This is a genomic window from Aequorivita viscosa (genome assembly GCF_900106795.1).
GTDB lineage: Bacteria > Bacteroidota > Bacteroidia > Flavobacteriales > Flavobacteriaceae > Aequorivita > Aequorivita viscosa.
On record NZ_FNNS01000028.1, the window covers coordinates 12,968 to 34,236 of the forward strand.

The window sequence follows — 21,269 nt, forward strand, 5'->3', positions numbered from 1 at the left end:
AGTTTTTAGAATGGATTGCAAGTTAAAAATAGATTTTTAACCCCAGATAATTTTAGAAACCAATATTTTGGTTAGTCCTTATATTTTTCAATCCTAATTCGCGCATCCACAGCCGTAATTGCGTATTGCGTACCTATAAGCGGGTTTATGTCCATTTCGATAATCTCGGGCGCAGCTTCAACTAAGGCCGAAAGTCGCTGAATGATTTCAACAAAGATTGCTTCATTTGCCCCTTTTTGTCCTCTTGCTCCTTGAATCAATTTATATCCTCTAAGTGACTGCACCATCTTGGTAGCTTCATTTTTTGAAATAGGACTTAATCTAGCTGCGACATCGTTTAGAACTTCGATAAAAATTCCACCCAAACCACACAAAATGGTATGGTTAAACCCTGGTTCTTTCATCACGCCAACAAATAATTCCAATCCCGCCAATTGAGGTTGTACCATAACGGCAGTGGCAGAATCGATTTTAATTAGAGTATCAAAAGTTTCGGCAGCTTCATCTTTGTTGGCTATATTCAAAATAACGCCTTGGGCATCAGATTTGTGTAATGGGCCAACAACTTTCATTACAACTGGAAAATCCGTCGTCTCAATAGTGTCAAGCAATTTTTCTTTTGAATTTTCGACTATTTCATGGACTCTCGGAATTCCGGCAGCGTCCATTATTCCGACAGTTTCTGAAGTAGTAAGATATCCTTCAGAAGCAGAATCGATTATATTTCTAATTTTTTCAACATCAATTTCTGGCAGTGCTATTTTATGCGATTGAGGCTCTGGCGTGTTATAAACTTGCGCTAGCGCTTTTCCCAAAACCACTTCGTCTGGAAAATGAATATGACCTTTCTTTAAAAAGGACTGAATTTCTCGTTGTGCATTGATTACTGAAGGTAATACGGGAAAAATTGGTTTGTCGCAAATCTCCAGTTTCACGCTTAACACGTTGTAAACATTTTCTACATCAAATAAACCTGCACTTCCAAAAACCACGACCATCGCATCTATATTATTAAATTTATGTTCGCAATAATCGATTATAATGCCCAGTTGTTCAGCCGTACCAGTTGCTAAAAAATCTATCGGGTTGGCAACGGAAGATCCGGGATATAAAAAAGATTTTAGTTTCTCTGCATCTGCTCCTGAAATCTCTGGCACTTTGAGTCCGCCTTTAGAAAGTTGGTCTGCCAACATTACTGCCGATCCACCCGCGTGCGTTATAATGGCGATATTTTTTCCTTTTAGTTTTTTGTAATTGAAAATAGCTGCCACACTTAATAACTGTTCGCGGCTGCTGCAATAAACAATCCCCGCTTTATGAAAAAGGGCACGTACCGTCATATCACTACTGGCAATTGCACCTGTATGCGACGTAGCGGCTCGGCTTCCTTCGGCAGTGCTTCCGGCCTTAATAGCCGCAAACTTAGCTCCTTTTTTAATAAGAGAGGCAGCGTGTTTTAATAACTTTTTGGGATTGGAAACTGTTTCTAAATAAAGCAGTTTCACTAAAGGATCTGTTTCTGGATTAAAATGGTTGTCCATATATTCCAAAATATCCTCTACTGTTGTTTGAGCTGCATTTCCAGTGGAAAATACATTGGCAAATGAAACTCCCAATGCCATTCCAGCTTCCATAATAAAAACCGCCGTGGCGCCCGAACCAGAAATAAGATCGCATCCTTTTGGGCTGAAGGGTGGGACAGGGGCGGTAAAAACTCCTTTATAATATTCGGTAATAACACCTATACAATTCGGGCCAATTAAACAACCGTTTACACTGTTCACGATTTTTGTAATTTCTTCTTCCCATAGTTTACCTTGTTCGTCACCTTCGCCAAAACCTGCGGAAATTATTATAAAAGCTTTGGTATTTTTTCCTGTAGCCAATGTTTTGATAGTTGCTGGACAATATTTCGCAGCAATGGCGAGAATAGCAAGGTCGGTATCAGGAATTTCTTCAACAGTGGCAAAGCTTTTAATACCTTGAACTTTTTCCTCTTTCGGGTTTACAACGCAAAGTTCACCTTTAAAACCACCGGCAATGATGTTTTTCAGCATATTACCGCCAGGTTTTTTAGTATCATTGGACCCACCAATGACTACGATGCTTTGGGGTTGAAGAAGTTGTGTGTTCACCATAATTATAAATAAGTAAAAGGTATAAAAGTAAAGGTTCTGCTAACTTCTAAGAATGATTTAAATCATAAATTCCGAATTAATAGTCTTTAATTTCTCTTAAACGTATCTATATCCGTCTTTCTCTTCTGCTTCAAGACTATGACACCTTGTCATATTATTTTCACTGGCACAATCCTTGACTTATACAGACCGACAATTAAATTTTTAGACACAACAATAAATTATAAACAAACAAAAAGTTATGAGTAAAATAATCGGAATCGACTTAGGAACAACCAACTCTTGCGTTGCCGTAATGGAAGGTAGCGAGCCAACGGTTATTCCTAATGCTGAAGGAAAAAGAACAACCCCTTCTGTAATTGCATTTGTGGAAGGTGGCGAAATTAAAGTGGGAGATCCTGCAAAACGTCAAGCAGTAACAAACCCAACAAAAACCATAAGCTCTATTAAAAGATTTATGGGGAATAAATATTCTGAGTCTCAAAATGAATCAGAATACGCTGCTTATAAAGTAGTAAAAGGTGATAACGACACAGCGCGTGTTGATATCGATGGCCGTTTGTACACGCCGCAAGAACTTAGTGCAATGATTCTTCAGAAAATGAAGAAAACCGCTGAAGATTATTTAGGTCAGGAAGTAACCCGTGCGGTTATTACTGTGCCTGCATATTTTAACGATAGTCAGCGTCACGCTACTAAAGAAGCTGGAGAAATTGCAGGTTTGAAAGTTGAAAGAATTATCAACGAACCAACAGCTGCAGCTCTTGCTTATGGATTAGATAAAAAAGGAGAAGACCAAAAAATTGTAGTTTTTGACTTTGGTGGAGGAACGCATGACGTTAGTATCCTTGAACTTGGAGATGGCGTTTTTGAAGTATTATCTACAGACGGTGATACTCACTTAGGTGGAGATGATGTTGACCAGAAAATTATTCAGTGGTTAGCAGACGAATTTAAAGCTGAAGAAGACTTCGACCTTCGTAAAGACCCAATGGCATTACAACGTTTGAAAGAAGCTGCTGAGAAAGCAAAAATTGAGCTTTCATCTTCTACACAAACTGAAATCAACTTACCTTATATTACAGCTACAGCTAGCGGACCAAAGCACTTGGTAAAAACATTAACGCGTGCAAAGTTTGAGCAGTTAATAGACGATTTAGTAAAAAGAACAATGAAGCCTTGTGAGACTGCAATGAAAGCTGCAGGCCTTACTAAAAGTGATATTGATGAGGTAATCCTTGTAGGTGGTTCTACGCGTATTCCTGCAGTTCAGGAAGCTGTTGAAAAATTCTTCGGAATTAAGCCACACAAAGGTGTAAACCCTGATGAGGTAGTAGCAATTGGCGCAGCTATTCAGGGTGGTGTATTGACAGGAGACGTAAAAGACGTATTACTTCTAGACGTAACTCCACTTTCTCTTGGAATTGAAACAATGGGAGGTGTAATGACCAAATTGATTGAAGCTAATACTACTATTCCAACTAAGAAAAGTCAGGTATTCTCTACTGCGGCAGACAATCAGCCAAGTGTTGAAATTCACGTATTGCAAGGAGAACGTCCAATGGCTAACGACAACAAAACAATTGGTCGTTTCCACTTAGACGGAATTCCACCAGCACAGCGAGGTGTACCTCAGATTGAAGTAACTTTTGATATTGATGCCAATGGTATCATTAAAGTTAGTGCGACTGATAAGGCTACAAACAAAACACAAGACATCCGAATTGAAGCTTCTTCCGGTCTAACTGAAGAAGAAATCAAAAAGATGAAAGCTGATGCCGAAGCAAATGCAGAAAGCGACAAGAATGCTAAGGAAAAAGCTGATAAGTTGAATGAAGCTGACGCGATGATCTTCCAAACAGAAAAGCAATTGAAAGAATTTGGCGATAAATTATCTGACGATAAAAAGAAGCCAATAGAAGAAGCTTTAGAAGAGTTGAAGAAAGCACATGCTTCTCAGGATTTAGCAACAATTCAGCCTGCTTTAGACAAAATAAATGAAGCTTGGAAAACTGCTTCAGAAGAAATGTACAAAGCTCAAGCTGATGCTCAAGGCGCCCCAACTGGTGATGCTGGTGCAGGAGCCGATCAAGCCTCTACTGGAGGATCTGAAAACAGTGATGTTGAGGATGTTGACTTCGAGGAAGTTAAATAAGACTAAAGTCCGAAAGACGTAAGTTTTAAAATAAATGAAAAAGCCGTAACTCGAAAGGGTTGCGGTTTTTTTTTGCTTAAAACAATATTATTTATAGTGCTTTCAAAAGTATATACTACTCGCAAGGCAAAGGGTGATTCAAAATTTTAAACGCCCTATTTTTACGATAGCTAAAATGCCACCATTCTGTGCGGATAGGAGAAAAACCGAATTTTTGCATTCCTTCGAAAAGTAATTTTCTGTTGGAGAGAATTTCTTCAGATAAATTATAATTATCGCTGTGTGCTGCCCTTCCAAAGTGGTCATAATCACTTCCCATGTCAACGTGGCACCCTTCAAGGGTTTCAATGGTCATATCTATTGCAGCGCCACGGTTATGTACAGAACCATTGCCATACGGATTCCCAACATAGGTAGCGCGTGGCACTTTATTCCACATTTTTTTCTGTACATCTAATGGACGGTAGCAATCGTAAAACCGAATTCGGTATCCATTTTCTATGAAATATTTGTTTGCCTCAACTATAGCAGCGGCAACTTCGGGTTGTAACAGACATTTTGCACAATCGTAGAGTTTTTCCCCTATAAAATTGTTTGAGGTAGCGTACCGAATTTCATAAGTAAACTCATTCGAAATGTCTTGCATGTTCACCAAATCGCTTTGTTGTTTCTTTCCCGAAGAAAGTCCAAAAAACAAGACGATAAAAAGCAAAAAAGTAGTTGTCTTCATAGGCTAAATTTAGGTAGAATTTAGGAACATTAAAATTAACATTGGTTAACTTTGGTGAAAACGAAATATTATGAATGAATTAAAATCAAAAATAGCTCTTATTACTGGAGGTACTAAAGGAATTGGATATGGAATTGCAGAAGCTTTGATGCAAGAAGGAATAAACGTTGCTATAACTGGGCGAACGTTGGCCACTGCTAAAGAAGCTGCTAATAAACTAAATGAAAAAGGTTACAAAAACATTAAAGCGATAGGCTTAGAGGCTGATGTGCGAAACTATGAAAGTCAAGAAAAAGCACTAAATAAAGTGGTTGATGAATTTGGAAAAGTTGATTTTGTAATAGCTAATGCCGGTCTTGGTCATTTTGGAAATGTAGAAGATATTACTATAAAAGAATGGCAGGAAACGATTGATACTAATTTATCGGGACCTTTTTATACATTAAAAGCCAGTTTAAACCAATTAAAAGAAAATAAAGGGTACTTTATTACAATTTCTAGTTTGGCAGGAACTAACTTCTTTAAAGGTGGAAGCGCTTATAACGCTAGCAAATTTGGACTTACCGGATTCTCTCAAGCTGCTATGCTCGATTTACGGGACTATGGAATAAAAGTTAGTACCATTATGCCAGGTTCGGTTTCAACTTATTTTAACGGAAACCAACCAAAAGATGGAGATTCTTGGAAAATCCAAATTGAAGACATCGGAAAATTGGTTGTAGATTTATTAAAAATGAATCCAAGGATATTACCTAGCAAAATAGAAGTGCGTCCAACGAGCCCACCTACTAAATAAGTTTTTTTAATAAAACAGTGGTTAGAAAAAATGCTTTGCCCAAGACTTGGCATCTTCTAGGCTGTTAAAAAAAGCAAAACTGTGAGGAAAGAGCTTTTGTTCTACTAAGGCTCTTTCTTTTTCTTCTTCCATAGTCGATACAATAGCCATACCTTTTTTTGTCTTCATTTTACCATCTTTATAGATGTTTAAATCTATAGTGTGATGAAATCGACGATCTGCAACTACGACAAATTCTTTATTGCCAAAGTGTTCTTTATACTTATCTCGGATCCAATTATTTTTCATTAGATCTAAATGTTGACCTTCAAATACACATACAATGGCATAGGTGTCGTAAAGGTTAAGTTCGCAAAAATCGGAAACATGTTTTTTACCCATAATAGCTACTTTGTTAAGATTTCTAAGATAAGCTATTTTTAAATAAGATTTAATTTCTTGAAAAAAATGTTGGTTCAGAAATAATATTGGGTTTCAGTGACTATTAAATTGCCTTAAAATTAAGTTGATAGACGTTTACCTCATTTTCATTAAATAATAGCTGTTTATTTCGGTTGTAACTAAAAATCTTACTTATGATACATTTATAGGAAGAATGATTCCGGTATAAATCCAAAAAAAAGCGACCTAAAATAGATCGCTTTTCAGAAATATCGTTTTCTGCAATTATTCATTGGCAGATAGTAAAGCCAAGAATTTATCTAAATTTGGAAGGATTACAATACGAGTTCTTCTGTTTTTTGCACGTCCTTCTTTGGTATCATTTTCGGTAAGCGGGTGGTAGCTACTTCTTCCCGCTGCAATTAGTTTAGCTGGGTCTACTCCGTAATCATTCTGTAATTTTCGAATAACGCCAGTAGAACGTTGTACACTTAATTCCCAATTGTCTTTTACGTAAGCGCCTGGTTTTACAGTTTGGCTATCTGTGTGACCTTCTACCATTACCTCAAGAGCAGGTTCGCTATTAATTACGTCGGCTAGACGCTTTAAAAGATTGTTAGCTTTCGGATTTACTCTAGCACTTCCAGAGCTAAATAATAACTTGTCCGAAATGGTAATCATTACTACCGTTTCATTTATGTCGATATTTATATCATCTTCTTCGCCAGCTGCAATTAAATTGCTGTCTAAATTCTTTTTAAGGTTATATGAAATGATGAGGTTCATAGAATCCTGAAGTGTTTTGGCTTTTTGTAGCTCTTTTGCATCTACATTAGCCAAAGCTTTTTTCATTTTTTGCTTATCATTTTCTGAAATAACCACTCCATCTATTTGTTGAAGCCTTTCATTGTTTGAGTCTGAGAGTGATTGGATTTTTGCATTATAGCTAGAAACACGCTCTTCAATTCGTGCGTATTTAGCCTCGATTTCTTCTTTTTCCAACTGGGTTTTAACCAAAGTGGAACGGGTTTCATTATATTGATTCTCCATTTCCACATACTTCTTTTTTGAAACGCAAGATGTAAAGATCAAAGATCCAGCCACCATGCTTAGGACAAATACTTTTTTCATAATAATAGTTTTTTATGGTTTATTGACAAACTTAATAGTGGGTCGTACCAAATATTAGTTAATGGATGGCTATTGTTTTGTTAAATTGAATTGTATGCGCTAGGAAAGTGCTGCAATTGAAAGAGTTGTGTGTGTTTGAGATTAGGGAGAATAACGCTTTCGATATAATATTTAATCATTAATAATGATCGATTTAGGCAGGAGTTGATACAGAGCTTAAACAAAGAGTTTATCCCTCAAGTGAAGAAATAGGTGCAGTTTATTCTAATACATAATAACCTGCAACAAGTGGTTACAACTGTATTTTTGTTAGACAACTTTCATTGTATTGTTTTAAGAGTGGCTAAATACCTTAAAACACAAAACCTAACAGCCAATATAGGATAATAAATACAATGATTGTTCCAATACATCCACATTTGCCTCCGCCTATTTTCTTTGCGCCCCATCCGGCGAGTAGGGCTCTAAGTAACTTTTTCATAAGATGATTTTTTTAGATGAATATATTTTTATAATTAATCTGTGTAATCAGCCGATTCATTATTATTCTCAGATTTTTTTTGAGGTGCCATTTGCAACTTGTTTTTTGCAAAATCTAAGGTTCTGATAGGGAATGGGATGTTGACTCCTCTCTCGTCGAAATGTTTCTTTATAAGTTTTATTGCTTTGTGTTTGGCTTCAAATTTTGGTTTAGGCTTTTGACCCGTAATCCAAAATCGGGTTATGAAATTGATTGAACTATCTCCAAATTCAGTAAAGTAAAATTCAACTTCTTCATTCTCTCTTTGCTCGAAATTCTCAGCAATAATTTTCACTACTAAATCTTCTACTTCTTGCAAATCGTCTTCATAACCAACGCCGCAACTAACAGAAACTCTACATCGCTCTGTCCAGGAGTAATTTACAAATGGGTTTTCTACAAAAGTTTTGTTCGGAATTATAACGTAATCATTATCTGGCTGCCGAAGGGTAACATTTCTTAAATCTATTTCTTCCACATACCCTGTGTTTCCCTGTGCATCAATATAATCGCCAATCCGTACTTTTGGTTGAAAAGACAGCATAAAACCAGATACTGTATTGCTTAATGTTCCTTGAAGTGCAAATCCTATAGCCAGCCCCATTACACCAGCACCTGCCAAAATAGAGGTGAGTACCTTGTCTAATTGAAGGATGCCGAGAGCTATAAAAAATCCAATAAGCAGTACTACGGCATAAATTAATTTTGACAGTACTTGCTTTATTGATTCGTCACTAACTTTCCTGAATAACACATTATGTGCTAACTTTTTTAGGCCTTTGGCAATAAAGTAGAAAATAACCATTACTATAATGGCTACTACAAAATTTGGCAACTTCAAAAATATGGCATCCATCCATCCGTCTAGTTTGTTCCATAATCCTGAAATGGAGTCTTTAATTGAAAATGTTTCTTCGTTCATAGTAATATTGTTTTAAAACATAGTTGCAAGCATAAATGTGCCTAAAATCCAAAGAATTAAGGACAAGACGCCTCCAATTATAAAAAAATGTTTGAATTTATAAAAACCCATTCCGTATATTAATGTATTGGTTTGATAGCCCATTGGTGTAAAAAAACTGAAATTAGCTCCAAACAGAACAGCCAAAATAAATGGTTTCATCGACAGGTTTAAACCAATGGCTACGGCAATTGCTATTGGTGTCATAATAATGGCTGTTGCATTATTGCTAACCACACTGCTCATTAACATTGTAATTAAAAAGATTAGGCCGATAATTATTAGGTTAGATTGACCACTTAATAGCTCCAACAATCGTTCTGAAATCCACTTATCTGCCCCGGTATTACTCATTGCAATACCTAAAGGAATCATTCCGGCAAGTAGGAAAATTACTTGCCAATTTATACGATGGTATACATCATTGAGTTCAAGACAACGCGTGAGGAGTAAAAGCGCTACACCTGTTATAGCGCTAACAAGAATGGGTAATACTCCACTTGCTGCCAAGGCAACAACTAGCAGTAATATAGCAAATGAAATTTGTTTTTTAGTTGAGTTTTGGTAAATTTTAGTTTTATGTTCTTGAAGAATAGCAACATTTTCCATTTGATGGAGTTTGCTTACATCATCTTTAGGAATTTCAACCAATAAACGATCCCCAGGTTTTAGGGAGATTTCTTTAATATCCTTCCGAATGAGGCGTTGGTGTGTATTTCTAATATTTCTTCTTTTTTTAATAGCAATGGGCAAGGCACCTTGAAATCGTTGTTTACGAAGTTGCTTTAAGGTTTTACCAATTAAAATGGAACCGGGTAATATAAGGAGCTCTACAAAACCAAAATCTTCAAGTTTCTTTTTAGACGTATTTTGGACTTTCTCTTCTACACTTTTTTCGGCAACCTCTTGATCCTTATGAACTGTAATTCCCTTGTCGGTATTAAGTTTGGCAAGCATTTCTACATCACACATTACTAAAAGCCTGTCTTTTTCGTTTAGCGTAATGTACTTTCCAGGGTCGTTTATGGTTTGCCCCTTTCTGATGAGTTTTAAAATTGAAATTTCTGGCGTACTAAAGAAAAATGTGTCTTCTATTTTTTTGTCAATAAGCTCTGAGTCTTTATTAATAAAAACAACGGTAATAAACTTATCAAGTTCGTAAGCTTCTTCAAGGTTTTCTTCAGAATCTTTTGGCAACCATCGTGAAGCAAAGGTTACGACTAAAATACCAACGATAAGAAAAATTAATCCAAAGAACGAAAATTCAAAAAAACTGAATTGCTCAGCTCCTAAATCTTGAGCGACGGAATTCACGATTAGGTTTGTAGAAGTTCCCATTAAAGTACAGCTGCCTCCAAGAATTCCAGCGAATGAAATTGGCATTAAGAGCTTAGATTGTGATAGATTGAACCGTTTGGCGAGTTCTGAAATAATTTTTATAAAAACAATTACAACTGCTGTTGTGTTAATAAAAGCTGAAATACCACCGGTAATAAACATAAATACTGGTAAAAGTAAAAATAGCGGTAGCACATGTAGGTTTTTGAGAAAGCGAGCCATCGACGCAATGACGCCATTGTCCTCAAGTGCTAATGCAATAATCATTAACGAAAGTACTGTGATTGTTGCTGAATTTGAAAATCCTGAAATAGCTTGTTCTGGCGTAATGAGCCCTGTAATAGAGAGTGAAGCTATAATAAGAAAGGCAATTTTATCTACAGAAAATACTTCGAACGCAAATAAAACTATCGTAAGTAATAAAATAGAAAAAACGAGTATTATTTCTGTTGTCATTTGGAGATGTTAGTCTCGCTAAAGATAACTGTAGAAATAATACTCGTTCCCTAAGAATTTCATAAAATTACTGAAAGCCAATAATTTTTATTATAAAATTCTAACCCAAATACTTTTTTAAGATATGACTTTTCGAAGTTTGACGCAATCTGCGAATAGCTTTTTCGCGGATTTGACGTACACGCTCACGGCTTAAATCGAAAGTATCGCCAATTTCTTGAAGTGTCATTGGAGGTTGTCCACATAGGCCAAAGTTTAATTTCACAACATCGGCCTCACGAGGTGCTAACGTGTCTAGCGCCCGGTTAATTTCAATACGCAATGATTCGTGCATCAAATTTTTATCTGGGTTTGGGCTTTCGCCATAGCTTAGTACATCATATAGGTTATTATCGTTTTCTCCTTCTTGAAAAGGTGCATCCATCGAAAGACTACGCGTAGAGTTTTTCAAAGAGCTCTTTACTTTAGATTCACTAAAGTCTAACTCTTTTGCAATTTCGGCAGCCGTAGGAATTCTTTCAAATTTTTGTTCTAAATGTATAGATGCTTTCTTGATTTTATTAATGTCGCCAATTTTATTCAATGGTAATCGCACCACACGAGATTGCTCAGCAATAGCTTGCAATATGGCTTGACGAATCCACCAAACAGCGTACGAAATAAATTTAAAGCCTCGCGTTTCATCGAACCTTTTTGCAGCTTTAACCAAACCAACATTTCCTTCATTTATTAAATCCGGAAGGCTTAAGCCTTGGTTTTGGTATTGTTTGGCCACGGAAATCACGAATCGCAGGTTGGCTCGGCTCAGCTTGTCCAAGGCCGCTTGATCGCCCTCTCTAATTCGCTGGGCTAACTCAACCTCTTCCTCAGCTGTAATAAGATCTATCTTGCTAACATCCTGCAAATAGCTGTTCAAGGATTTGGTTTCGCGGTTGGTTACCTGCTTAGTGATTTTAAGTTGTCTCATAGTATATAAGGGTTTAATTTGAATAACACGGCATAATACCACATTATCCTGTCATTTCCAAATTGTTAACACTATTTGTTAAAGTTTGAGTATCATTTATTTTTTCACTACATTGGAATAAAAAAATAAATGAAACATATAAAATATATTTTAGCGTCTATTATTTCTTTTATGGGGTTGGGTGTGTACTCTCAAATTCCAAGAGATGTACCTAATCCACAAGATAATACTCCCGTAGATTTTACAGATCCTGCGAACATAATTATTCTAATTATTCTTCCTTTATTGGTCGTTGTATTGGTAATACTATGGCGTAACAAAAAAAGAAAAGATAAATCCCAGCAGTAGTAACGTATTTATTAAATAAATATTGGACGAATTACGTTATTTTTGGTTCAATTATTGTTATCAACCTTGAAAATTTTTTGATATGTTTAAAAATTTCATTTTTGTACTAACCTTATCGTTTTCAAGTACGCTGATTTCACAAGTGGACTTGCCTAGTAGTAATTCCGTTCAATTTAATTCTCCTAACGCCAATATAGGAACTTCAACCGGTTTTGAAACTCCTTCTAAAGCTCCTTCTCTTATAAATAATAGGAATCCGAACACTCCAATTAATTCAGATTTAGGAATTGAAAAAGAGAAACAAATCGATATGCAAAAAGGGGATGGGTTGATAGAATATACAGGTACTAATAAAGCTCCTAAATACTTTACGAAAGACAAAGAAGAAAAGCCAGAGTATGGAAAAGATATGTACTTGGGCGATATAAAAACGAATTCAAAATATGTTACTATTCAGTATCGAGACCACGAATATGTTGATGGAGATCGAGTTCGGGTATTTGTAAATGGCGAAATGGAAATTTCAAATGTAATGCTGGATGGAACCTTTAGAGGTTTCAATCTTACGCTAAAAGATGGATTTAATAAAATTGATTTTCAGGCGTTAAATCAAGGTACTTCTGGGCCAAATACCGCACAACTTCAAATTTTAGATGAAGTGGGTAATATTCTTGCTAGTTATGAATGGAACCTATTAACAGGAAATAAAGCCACTGCTATCGTAGTGAAACCTTAGTTTTTAAAAATTGATTAATTATGAAAAAAATACTGATAGCTTTAGATTATAACCCCAACTCAGAAAAAGTAGTTGAAAAAGGATATGAATTGGCGAAGTTGATGGGTGCGGAAATTTGTTTGTTCCACGTACTTTCAGACGTGCGTTACTACGGAATGCAATTTGAACCTTTTATGGGTTATGAAGGGTATGCTTTTCCTATGAATTATAATATTCAAGAAGAATTTAAAAAAGTGGCTATTGATTATCTCGATAAAGCCAAGAAACATTTTGGCGATTCAAATGAAGTAATTATAACTACCCATCTTGCCGAAGGCGATACAGCTAAAGAGGTTTTAAAATACGCTGAAAGCTGGGGAGCCCATTTAATCGTAATGGGAACGCACAGCCATAGCACTTTAGAAAAAATATTTTTAGGCACGGTGGCTTCTAGTGTTTTAGAACGCACTAAAGTCCCTGTATATATGGTGCCAGTAGGAGAGTGATAGTTACGTTATAGCCTTACTTTAATAAATTGTGATGCCTGCGATTTTTTAAAATTATCTGGGACAAAGTGGATATGTGCTAAAATTAGTACAAACATCTTTTAGCTGTAAGTCCTAAAATCAATATCTTCGCTGGAAATTATAGTTACTATGGCGCTTACCAATAATGATATCATGAAAAAACTGCGTGTTGCTCATAAACTACGCGATGAGGACATTGTAAAAATATGTTCTCTAGTCGATTTTGCAGTTACTAAAAGTGAGTTGGGAGCAATTTTCAGGCATGAGAGTCATGAAAAATACATGGAATGCGGAGATCAGTTTCTTCGTAATTTCTTAAATGGTTTGGTTATTCATTTGCGCGGACCTATGCCTCCAAAAAAGAAAGTAGAGCCCAAAAAAACAGAATCCAACAAGCCGAAATTTAATTCTAAACAAAGAGGTTAAATTTTCTAAATTCCACATAGCTTTAATCGTAATATCGGCATTACAAGTTCGTTTAATATTTCTGAACGTATTTTGTAAATGTAGGGTCTTTAAAGAGGTGTCGGTTTCTAGCGACTGGCCGTAAGGTACACATTCTAAGCGATTCTGATTTAATTCGTATTTGTATTTTTCGTATTGAATTCATATTAACTCTTTTAAAAAGATTTTTGTGGGCGTTATTTACAACGCCTTTTTTTATTCCAAATTAATGAATTTGAGTTTTTGGGCCTACGCTTATTGTTATCTGTGTCTAATAATCTCATTTTGATTGGTTTTATGGTTAATTAATTGGTTTCAATTTATCTAAATCTTCTTTTTTTATTCCAATAATAGGTTTTGGATGTCTTTAAACTTTCTGTTACTTGGTTACTGTCTAATGTTCTCATTTTTTGATTTATTTTTTGGTTATATCTAAGAGACGAGGAATGGACGTTTTTGTTACAGTACTATGCAAAGCAAAGTAGTGTTTTAAGAAAACATTAACAGTCTAAGGCTTTTTTGATCAAAATTGTATGTTGCTGGAAATGTTTAACGTAGGTTTAACCGTCTGTACAATATTATCGTTGTGTTATTTAACACTTCGCCGTATATTTGCATCAATAATATTGTAAGTATAAATTTTTTACATTGAATGAATACCGTTCGTAAATCTGAAACAAATAAGCTAAAGCGCACCCACTTATATTATAAGTATACAGGGTTTTATTCTTTTGTTGGGCAAAGCCTAAAAAAATCAATTATTCCAATTTTGGCAGTTGTAGGTGTTTTGATTTTACTGAATGCTTACGTTATAGATTTTGGAGCTTTTTTCACTTATGTTACCGAAAACTATGCTCCATTAAATATTTTAATAGTTTTTCTTGCTTCGGAATCTTTATTGGGGCTTGTTCCTCCAGAAATTTTTATTGCGTGGAGCCACAAAATGCCTCAACCAATTTTATATCTTAGTCTATTAGCATTACTGTCCTACATAGGTGGAATAATTTCTTATTTTATTGGAAGGTGGATATTTACCATTCCAAAAGTGTATGCCTACTTAGAAGGAAGCATGAAAAAACACTTGAAACATATCCGAAAATGGGGCGGTTTCTTGATTGTCGTTGGAGCGTTGTTGCCAATTCCTTACTCAATGACGAGTATGGCAGCTGGAATGATTCAATATAAATTTACAAACTATTTGATGTTTGGTTTACTTCGGTTTGTGCGCTTCTATTTGTATGCACTTGCAATTTTCAATTTAGTGTAAATTCTTTACTTTGTTTTAGCTATTAAGGTGTTTGCAAATCGATTTAGTGTTCTAATAAATGCGCGCTAAATCTTGTTGGTTTACGTGATTACAATTTATTATACATGCTTAGATATTTCTAAGAGGTAATCACGGTTAACTTCATGAATTCCATCAAAAACCTCGATGCTTAAACGATTTTTAAAAAGTTCTGAACCTTTTAATTGTTCTTCGGTTTTACGTGCTTCTGTAATATATTCATCTTTATTTCCGTATAGGTAAATAACTTTTGCTGTTGGATTTAAAAACTCAAAATCCTTAGGTTCCAATTCATTTGGAATTCCTCCTGAATGCAACAACAGTGTGTCACATTGTATTTTTCGCTTTGCAACCCATCTCGCGGCAATTGATACACCTTGTGAGTATCCCATTACAATTAGGTTAGGTAAATCTCCAGAAATTTCTTCTTTAAAAACCGCATCTACATAATTTAGTACGTTTTCGGTTTCTATAGCTGTATTTTCACGTGTTAACCAAGAGGCACCTACATGTTTAAACTTCCTATCTTGATAATATTTAGAAGGGGCTTGAAGAGCAATAATGTAATTTTCTTCTGGATCGAGTTCAGAAAAATAATCGATAAAATATTTACTCAAATAGCCTAAACCGTGGAAGGCTATCCATACGTTTTTAGTTTTTTTTGTTAAACTGTTAAGCGTAGAATAGCTATTGGATGTTGTATAAGATACTTGTTTTTCAATACTCATTTTGTGGAATTCTATTTTGTATTTTTACAAAAGTAAACGAATAGAAGGAAGAACAACAAGACAAATTACCTAATACAACATTGGTTTTAAATGAAAAGGTTTTTAAGTTATATATGGCCAACTACAAAACGTATTGAATCTGCTGTAAATGGTACACTCGAGGTAACTTGGATTAACGGAAAAAAAGTCGTCGATACAAAAAATGCCAATTATTCATACGGTTCGTTGCAACGTATTCTCAAATTCGGGCTTTCAAAAACGAATGTTTCAAGTGCCTCCAATATACTTATTTTAGGCCTAGGAGCCGGAAGTGTTGTGCAAACCCTTCGAGAAGATTTTATATTCGAAGGTGAAATTACAGCAATTGAGTATGACGAAGTTATGATTGCCGTAGCTGAAAATGAATTTAATATAATTAGTGACGATTCACTAGAGATTATTTTAGGCGATGCTTTTTTGTATGTAAATCAAACTAACAACGAATTTGAAATTGTAATTATAGATTTGTTTATAGATAAAGATGTTCAGGAAGCTTGTTATTCTATTGGTTTTTGGAAATCCATTACGACAATAGTCAAAACGGGAGGTTATGTAATTTTTAATGCTGGGTTTAACAACACCGAAGTCGCTAAACTCGATAAAATTATAGAAGCGTTTAAACTCGATTTTAACTTTCAAAAATTTGAGAAAGTTGAAAATTCAAGTACGCTTATAGTAGGGGAGAAGTTGCCGAAAACAATTTTATAAAGGTTTCGTTGATTATATTTTTATTGTGTTTTGAACTCATTGTTCATCTCTCTATCTAAACTTCAATTCGTATTTTTACAAAAGCAAACTCAATAATTTAAAAAATGACCAAGACAGAAATCCTTACCGCCTGTAATACTATGTGCAAGAATACCCTAATGGAAACCCTAGAAATAGTGTTTACCGATGTTGGTGAAGATTTTTTAGTGGCGCGCATGCCCGTTACTTCAAGAATCCACCAACCCGATGGCGTACTTCACGGTGGGGCTTCGGTAGCTTTGGCGGAAAGTGTTGGTAGTGCAGGCGCGTTTATTTTTTTTAACTCCAATGAAGTTGTAATCCGAGGTTTGGAAATTTCTGCAAACCACGTAAAAAGTGTGCGCGATGGGTATGTTTATGCCCACGCCAGTATACTGCACAAGGGTCGAACTACCCAACTTTGGCAAATCCGAATCACTAACGAAGCTGACGAACTAGTTTCCTTAGTAAAACTTACCACCATTACCTTACCTAAACGCAAATAATGGATTTTAAAAACCTAGTTGAAAGAATTTCTCAACAGTACGAACATAAACTGCCTTTTGTAGTTTTTTCTTCAGAAAACAGTGAAACCATAACCTGTTATTGCCAAAACAACGAAACTTTGTATTGCGACGCCTCGTTGAGTAAAAATGGTTTTGTTTTAGCACCCTTTGACAGCCGATTACAAAGTTATCTTATTGCCGAAGAGGAATCGGAACGTTTGGAAACTCGTTTAAAACCTTCGGAAATAAATACAAAATCAGTAACCGTGTCAGAATTCGAAGAGGCTAAAAACAGTTATCAGGAATTTGTAAAGCAAACAATTGACATTATTAGAAAAGGTGAAGCCTTAAAAATTGTCGTTTCACGAAAGAAGGAATTTCCGCTGTCCAATTTTTCAATAGAAAGTTTAGTAGAAAGGCTTTTCTCCGCTTATCCAACTGCTTTCAGGTATATTTGGTATCATCCAAAAACTGGAATTTGGTGTGGAGCCACGCCTGAAACTCTTGTCGATATTAAAAAAAGCGAATTTAAGACTATGGCCTTGGCTGGAACACAGCCTTACTCATCTGGAGAAATTGTTTGGCGTAAAAAAGAATTGGAAGAGCAGCATTTTGTAACCGTAGCAATCCTCGGAAATTTACAAGGAATTATAGAAGACGTACAGGTTTCTGAAGTGCGTAGTCACCGCGCAGGTTCACTTTTACACCTCTGCACAGATATATCAGGAAAAATAGAAAAGGAGCATGGTTCGCTCTCTAAAGTTGCTCAGGCGTTACATCCAACCCCAGCTGTCTGTGGCACGCCACGGAATTTTGCTAGAGATTTTATTATTAAAAACGAAGGCTATGCAAGGGAATATTACACAGGCTTTATTGGCCCTATTGCTGATGGTGGCACTTCCGCTACGTTAATGGTTAACTTGAGATGTATGAAAATTGAAAACGGGAAAGCATCTATATATGTCGGTGGTGGAATTACTGCAGATTCAGTTCCAGAAGAGGAGTGGATAGAAACTCAAAATAAAATGCAAACTATGCTACAAGTATTGCACCCAATGCTTTAAAGTTGTAAGCGACTTCGTACCTTTGCCACCCATGAAATTCTCCACAAAAATACTATCGCAAACCCTTGTGCAATTATGCTTAGATAAGGGTATTAAACATATCGTTATTTCCCCTGGATCTCGAAACGCTCCGTTAACCATCGGTTTTGGAGAACATTCCGAATTCAAGTGTTTTAGTATTATCGATGAGCGCAGTGCTGCATTTTTTGCAATGGGTATGGCGCAACAATTAAAAAAACCTGTAGCTGTTGTTTGCACTTCTGGTTCGGCTTTGCTCAACTACTATCCCGCCATAGCCGAAGCTTTTTACAGCGACATTCCGTTGGTAATACTTTCGGCAGATAGACCTGCAAAATTTATCGATATTGGCGATGGACAGACCATTCGACAAGAAAATGTATTTGAAAATCACATTCTTTATAGCGCCAATTGTAAGGAGGGATCTGAGCATCAGTTGTTTAATGAAACCGAAATTAATATCGCTTTAAACACTGCTTTTGAGCTCAACGGACCAGTTCATATCAATATTCCATTTTCCGAACCGCTATATATAACTACTGAAGAACGCTTAGTAGCCCCACAAAACGTTTTGCCAAGACTGTCTGACAATATCTTAAACGAAGATTTATCTCATTTTGAAGATGTATGGAACAGAAGTAAAAGGAAAATGATACTAGTTGGCGTTTTGCAGCCCAACAGTTTGGAATCGCGATTTGTTGAACAACTCGCAAAAGATGAAAGTGTTTTGGTTTTAACTGAAACTACTTCAAACCTGAACCATCCGAATTTTATTGCTGCAATAGACCAATTGATTGCCCCGCTAACAGATGAGGATTTTAAATTATTGCAGCCTGAAGTGTTACTCACTTTCGGGGGAATGATTGTTTCCAAAAAAATAAAAGCTTTTGTCCGAAACTTTCCACCAAAGACCCATTGGCACGTAGATCCTAAAAAAGCATACGACACTTTTTTTGTGCTCGAACACCATTTTAAATCGACTATTAATAATTTCTTCTCTGAATTTCTTCCAAAAACAACAGCAGTAAAGTCTGATTATAGAAACCATTGGCTTCAGGTTAAAAGTCATCGTCTGCTACGCCATCAACTTTATGAAACTCAAATTCCATATTCAGATTTTATGGTTTTTTGCACATTAATAAAAGAACTTCCTCAAAATATTCAATTGCAATTAAGCAACAGCGCAACCATTCGGTATGCGCAACTTTTTGATATTCCGAAAACGATTGAAGTGTTTTGTAACCGCGGAACCAGTGGCATTGACGGAAGTACAAGTACAGCGGTTGGAGCTGCCTTTGCTTCAAAATTGCCTACTGTTTTTTTAACGGGCGACCTTAGTTTCTTTTATGACAGCAATGCGCTTTGGAATAAGTATATTCCGAATTGCTTTAAAATAATTGTCATTAATAACGGAGGAGGTGGTATTTTCAGAATTCTTCCTGGAGAAAAAGACACTTCGCTTTTTGATACATATTTCGAAACCAAACACAACCTTAGCGCAAAACAGCTTTCAGAAATGTATGGTTTTAACTACTCAGCAATCAATGAAGGTGAAGGTTTACAAAAAAAAATTGCTGCGTTTTTCAACCAAAGTAACGGCCCGGCTTTGTTAGAAATATTTACGCCTTCAACCGTTAACGATGCTGTTTTAATTAATTACTTTAAATTTATTTCCTAGGAACTTTCGGGGATTAAAATGTTTCTGGTCTATATTTTAAAAACCAAGCGTCCCAGTATAAATCTATTATTTCGGTTTAATATTGAACCAATATGATTTTACTCGAATATGCTTTACCTTTGCAACTATGATAAAATTAGGTGAATACAATACGCTAACAATCCTCCGGGAAACCGAACCAGGATTATATTTAGGAGATGAAGAAGACAATGTGGTTTTATTACCGCATAAATACAAACCAGAGGAATATGAAATAGACGATGAACTAACGGTTTTTGTCTACTTAGATAATGAGGAGCGTCCTATCGCCACTACTTTAGACCCTTTTTTACAGCTTAATACTTTTGGGTATTTGCATTGCAGTGCTGTTACTGAATATGGTGCATTTATGGATTGGGGATTGGAAAAACAACTTTTTGTTCCGTTCAAGGAACAAGCACGCCCAATGAAACAAGGCAGTTGGTATATTGTTTATCTCTATTTAGATGAAAAGACAAACCGTTTAGTTGGGTCCAGTAAAACAAATCGTTTTCTTCAAAATGAAAACTTAACCGTTGAAGCTTATGAAGAAGTTGAAATTTTGGTAACACACATAACTGAAAAAGGCGCTAACGCTATTATAAATGGAATTCATAAAGGTTTAATTTACCTTGAAGATATATTTGAAGACATCCGAAGCGGTGACAAGATTAAAGCATACGTTAAAAACATTCGTGAAGACAATAAAATAGATTTGGTACTACAACGGCCAGGATATAGAAGTATTGAGCCCAACGCAAATTTCATTAGAGAAGAGTTAGAAGCTGCAGGAGGTTTTCTTCCGCTTCACGATAAATCGGATCCAGATACTATTAAGAATCAATTGGGGATGAGTAAAAAGAGTTTCAAGAAAGCTATCGGAACACTTTATAAGGACAAGCAGATAGTAATCAAGGAAGATGGAATAGAATTGAAATAAGTTATTATAAAATTAACTTCGTTTAAGTCTAGTAATAACTATTCCCCATTCTGTAGGGCGCACATCGTGGACAAATGCCATTAGGAGGACAGGAATCGGCATAAAGAAAACCGCGAGTAGCCTCTTTAAAAGCTATGTTTTTAACTTTGGTAGAGCCATCAGCGCTATAGCTGCTGTTTCCGCCGTAAATGCCAAAACTCTTTGCGTCTAGTGATACTTTAATACCAGATTCAACATAATTTTCAGCTGCTGCCATAGCTTCAGACATACTTACCGGCTTTCTGAAATTTTCCTTACTCAATTTAAAAGACGGAAGTTTATTAGCGTATTTATTCATAAAGCTCCCTTTTCTCGCAAACGGTGTGTCCATCAAACTTTCAATCTCCGGAAGATAAACCATATCCAACTTGGCTTTATTAGATTCAAAATCTAATTGTGCCATTGAGATAAATGGTAAAAATAAAAGAAAAAGCAACAATCTTTTCATAAAGACAAATATATCAAATTTTGAGCTAATTATTATACATTAAGAATTGATTGGAAATGTTCTGAAAAATGAAAAAAGTTAAAGCAATGACTTTCCTTTTTTAATTGCGAAGGAAGTCAGTTAGTAATCTATGCCACTCAGACGGAATTATTATCTTTGAAAACAAAAATTAA

General features: G+C 35.7%; 23 protein-coding genes. 12 read left to right on the forward strand and 11 right to left on the reverse strand.

Translation table 11 applies throughout. The features are described 5' to 3' along the window. Positions 1-71: 71 nt before the first annotated feature. Positions 72-2,138 carry an acetate--CoA ligase family protein gene (locus BLW28_RS13670; protein ID WP_073221289.1) on the reverse strand — a complete coding sequence of 689 codons (2,067 nt, stop codon included), beginning with the start codon at positions 2,136-2,138 and terminating at the stop codon, positions 72-74. Between the two features lie 241 nt (positions 2,139-2,379). Between BLW28_RS13670 and dnaK the strand changes: the two genes are divergently transcribed. Beyond that, on the forward strand, positions 2,380-4,293 hold the full coding sequence (gene dnaK, locus BLW28_RS13675) for a molecular chaperone DnaK (protein WP_073221292.1): 1,914 nt from the start codon (positions 2,380-2,382) through the stop codon (positions 4,291-4,293). A gap of 115 nt (positions 4,294-4,408) precedes the next feature. Here dnaK and BLW28_RS13680 read toward each other — a convergent pair whose 3' ends face one another. Beyond that, positions 4,409-5,023: a M15 family metallopeptidase gene (locus BLW28_RS13680; protein ID WP_073221295.1), complete on the reverse strand. Its 615-nt coding sequence runs from the start codon at positions 5,021-5,023 to the stop codon at positions 4,409-4,411. A 70-nt stretch (positions 5,024-5,093) separates the two neighbouring features. On the opposite strand from BLW28_RS13680, the gene BLW28_RS13685 reads away from it, so the two are divergent. Beyond that, positions 5,094-5,819 (forward strand): SDR family oxidoreductase, encoded by a 726-nt coding sequence (locus BLW28_RS13685; RefSeq protein WP_073221301.1) that lies wholly within the window; start codon positions 5,094-5,096, stop codon positions 5,817-5,819. 21 nt (positions 5,820-5,840) lie between these two features. On the opposite strand, the gene BLW28_RS13690 is transcribed toward BLW28_RS13685, so the two are convergent. From BLW28_RS13690 to BLW28_RS13710, 6 genes are all read right to left on the reverse strand, one after another. Then, the gene (locus BLW28_RS13690) at positions 5,841-6,200 is read right to left on the reverse strand and encodes a hypothetical protein (protein ID WP_073221307.1); all 360 of its coding nucleotides are present in this window, start codon (positions 6,198-6,200) and stop codon (positions 5,841-5,843) included. A 285-nt stretch (positions 6,201-6,485) separates the two neighbouring features. Beyond that, entirely contained in the window at positions 6,486-7,331 is an 846-nt protein-coding gene (locus BLW28_RS13695) for an OmpA/MotB family protein (protein ID WP_073221312.1), read from the reverse strand. Positions 7,332-7,683: 352 nt separating this feature from the next. Beyond that, a complete protein-coding gene (locus tag BLW28_RS16085; protein WP_262481123.1) occupies positions 7,684-7,812 on the reverse strand; it encodes a hypothetical protein in 129 nt (42 codons plus the stop codon). A 34-nt stretch (positions 7,813-7,846) separates the two neighbouring features. Beyond that, positions 7,847-8,773, reverse strand: coding sequence for a mechanosensitive ion channel family protein (locus BLW28_RS13700; protein WP_073221317.1), 927 nt, complete (start codon positions 8,771-8,773; stop codon positions 7,847-7,849). A gap of 12 nt (positions 8,774-8,785) precedes the next feature. Further along, complete coding sequence (locus BLW28_RS13705; protein ID WP_073221322.1) at positions 8,786-10,606, reverse strand: SLC13 family permease; 1,821 nt, start codon at positions 10,604-10,606, stop codon at positions 8,786-8,788. A 100-nt stretch (positions 10,607-10,706) separates the two neighbouring features. Beyond that, on the reverse strand, positions 10,707-11,573 hold the full coding sequence (locus tag BLW28_RS13710; protein ID WP_073221327.1) for a sigma-70 family RNA polymerase sigma factor: 867 nt from the start codon (positions 11,571-11,573) through the stop codon (positions 10,707-10,709). A 129-nt stretch (positions 11,574-11,702) separates the two neighbouring features. Between BLW28_RS13710 and BLW28_RS13715 the strand changes: the two genes are divergently transcribed. The 4 genes from BLW28_RS13715 to BLW28_RS13730 all read left to right on the forward strand — a co-directional run bounded on the left by BLW28_RS13715 (position 11,703) and on the right by BLW28_RS13730 (position 13,589). Further along, complete coding sequence (locus BLW28_RS13715) at positions 11,703-11,921, forward strand: hypothetical protein (protein ID WP_073221331.1); 219 nt, start codon at positions 11,703-11,705, stop codon at positions 11,919-11,921. A gap of 82 nt (positions 11,922-12,003) precedes the next feature. Further along, complete coding sequence (locus BLW28_RS13720; protein ID WP_073221335.1) at positions 12,004-12,657, forward strand: hypothetical protein; 654 nt, start codon at positions 12,004-12,006, stop codon at positions 12,655-12,657. A gap of 20 nt (positions 12,658-12,677) precedes the next feature. Continuing rightward, on the forward strand, positions 12,678-13,142 hold the full coding sequence (locus BLW28_RS13725) for a universal stress protein (RefSeq protein WP_073221339.1): 465 nt from the start codon (positions 12,678-12,680) through the stop codon (positions 13,140-13,142). Between the two features lie 150 nt (positions 13,143-13,292). Beyond that, the gene (locus tag BLW28_RS13730) at positions 13,293-13,589 is read left to right on the forward strand and encodes a DUF1456 family protein (protein WP_073221344.1); all 297 of its coding nucleotides are present in this window, start codon (positions 13,293-13,295) and stop codon (positions 13,587-13,589) included. 52 nt (positions 13,590-13,641) lie between these two features. On the opposite strand, the gene BLW28_RS16090 is transcribed toward BLW28_RS13730, so the two are convergent. Further along, positions 13,642-13,773, reverse strand: a complete 132-nt coding sequence (locus BLW28_RS16090; protein WP_262481124.1) for a hypothetical protein — start codon at positions 13,771-13,773, stop codon at positions 13,642-13,644. A gap of 486 nt (positions 13,774-14,259) precedes the next feature. Here BLW28_RS16090 and BLW28_RS13735 point away from each other — a divergent pair, with 486 nt between their 5' ends. Then, positions 14,260-14,874 (forward strand): YqaA family protein, encoded by a 615-nt coding sequence (locus BLW28_RS13735; protein WP_073221347.1) that lies wholly within the window; start codon positions 14,260-14,262, stop codon positions 14,872-14,874. Positions 14,875-14,972: 98 nt separating this feature from the next. Here BLW28_RS13735 and BLW28_RS13740 read toward each other — a convergent pair whose 3' ends face one another. Then, the gene (locus BLW28_RS13740; protein ID WP_073221352.1) at positions 14,973-15,620 is read right to left on the reverse strand and encodes an alpha/beta hydrolase; all 648 of its coding nucleotides are present in this window, start codon (positions 15,618-15,620) and stop codon (positions 14,973-14,975) included. A 90-nt stretch (positions 15,621-15,710) separates the two neighbouring features. On the opposite strand from BLW28_RS13740, the gene BLW28_RS13745 reads away from it, so the two are divergent. The 5 genes from BLW28_RS13745 (at position 15,711) to BLW28_RS13765 (ending at position 20,609) form a co-directional block, all read left to right on the forward strand. Further along, positions 15,711-16,367: a spermidine synthase gene (locus BLW28_RS13745; protein ID WP_073221356.1), complete on the forward strand. Its 657-nt coding sequence runs from the start codon at positions 15,711-15,713 to the stop codon at positions 16,365-16,367. 104 nt (positions 16,368-16,471) lie between these two features. Further along, positions 16,472-16,891 carry a PaaI family thioesterase gene (locus BLW28_RS13750; RefSeq protein ID WP_073221359.1) on the forward strand — a complete coding sequence of 140 codons (420 nt, stop codon included), beginning with the start codon at positions 16,472-16,474 and terminating at the stop codon, positions 16,889-16,891. Continuing rightward, positions 16,891-17,955: an isochorismate synthase gene (locus BLW28_RS13755; RefSeq protein WP_073221362.1), complete on the forward strand. Its 1,065-nt coding sequence runs from the start codon at positions 16,891-16,893 to the stop codon at positions 17,953-17,955. The genes BLW28_RS13750 and BLW28_RS13755 overlap by 1 nt, the downstream gene beginning before the upstream one ends. Before the next feature lie 31 nt (positions 17,956-17,986). Beyond that, the gene (menD, locus tag BLW28_RS13760) at positions 17,987-19,651 is read left to right on the forward strand and encodes a 2-succinyl-5-enolpyruvyl-6-hydroxy-3-cyclohexene-1-carboxylic-acid synthase (protein WP_073221365.1); all 1,665 of its coding nucleotides are present in this window, start codon (positions 17,987-17,989) and stop codon (positions 19,649-19,651) included. A 127-nt stretch (positions 19,652-19,778) separates the two neighbouring features. Further along, positions 19,779-20,609 carry a CvfB family protein gene (locus BLW28_RS13765; protein ID WP_073221368.1) on the forward strand — a complete coding sequence of 277 codons (831 nt, stop codon included), beginning with the start codon at positions 19,779-19,781 and terminating at the stop codon, positions 20,607-20,609. A 28-nt stretch (positions 20,610-20,637) separates the two neighbouring features. Here BLW28_RS13765 and BLW28_RS13770 read toward each other — a convergent pair whose 3' ends face one another. Continuing rightward, complete coding sequence (locus tag BLW28_RS13770) at positions 20,638-21,051, reverse strand: hypothetical protein (RefSeq protein ID WP_073221370.1); 414 nt, start codon at positions 21,049-21,051, stop codon at positions 20,638-20,640. Between the last annotated feature and the right edge of the window lie 218 nt (positions 21,052-21,269).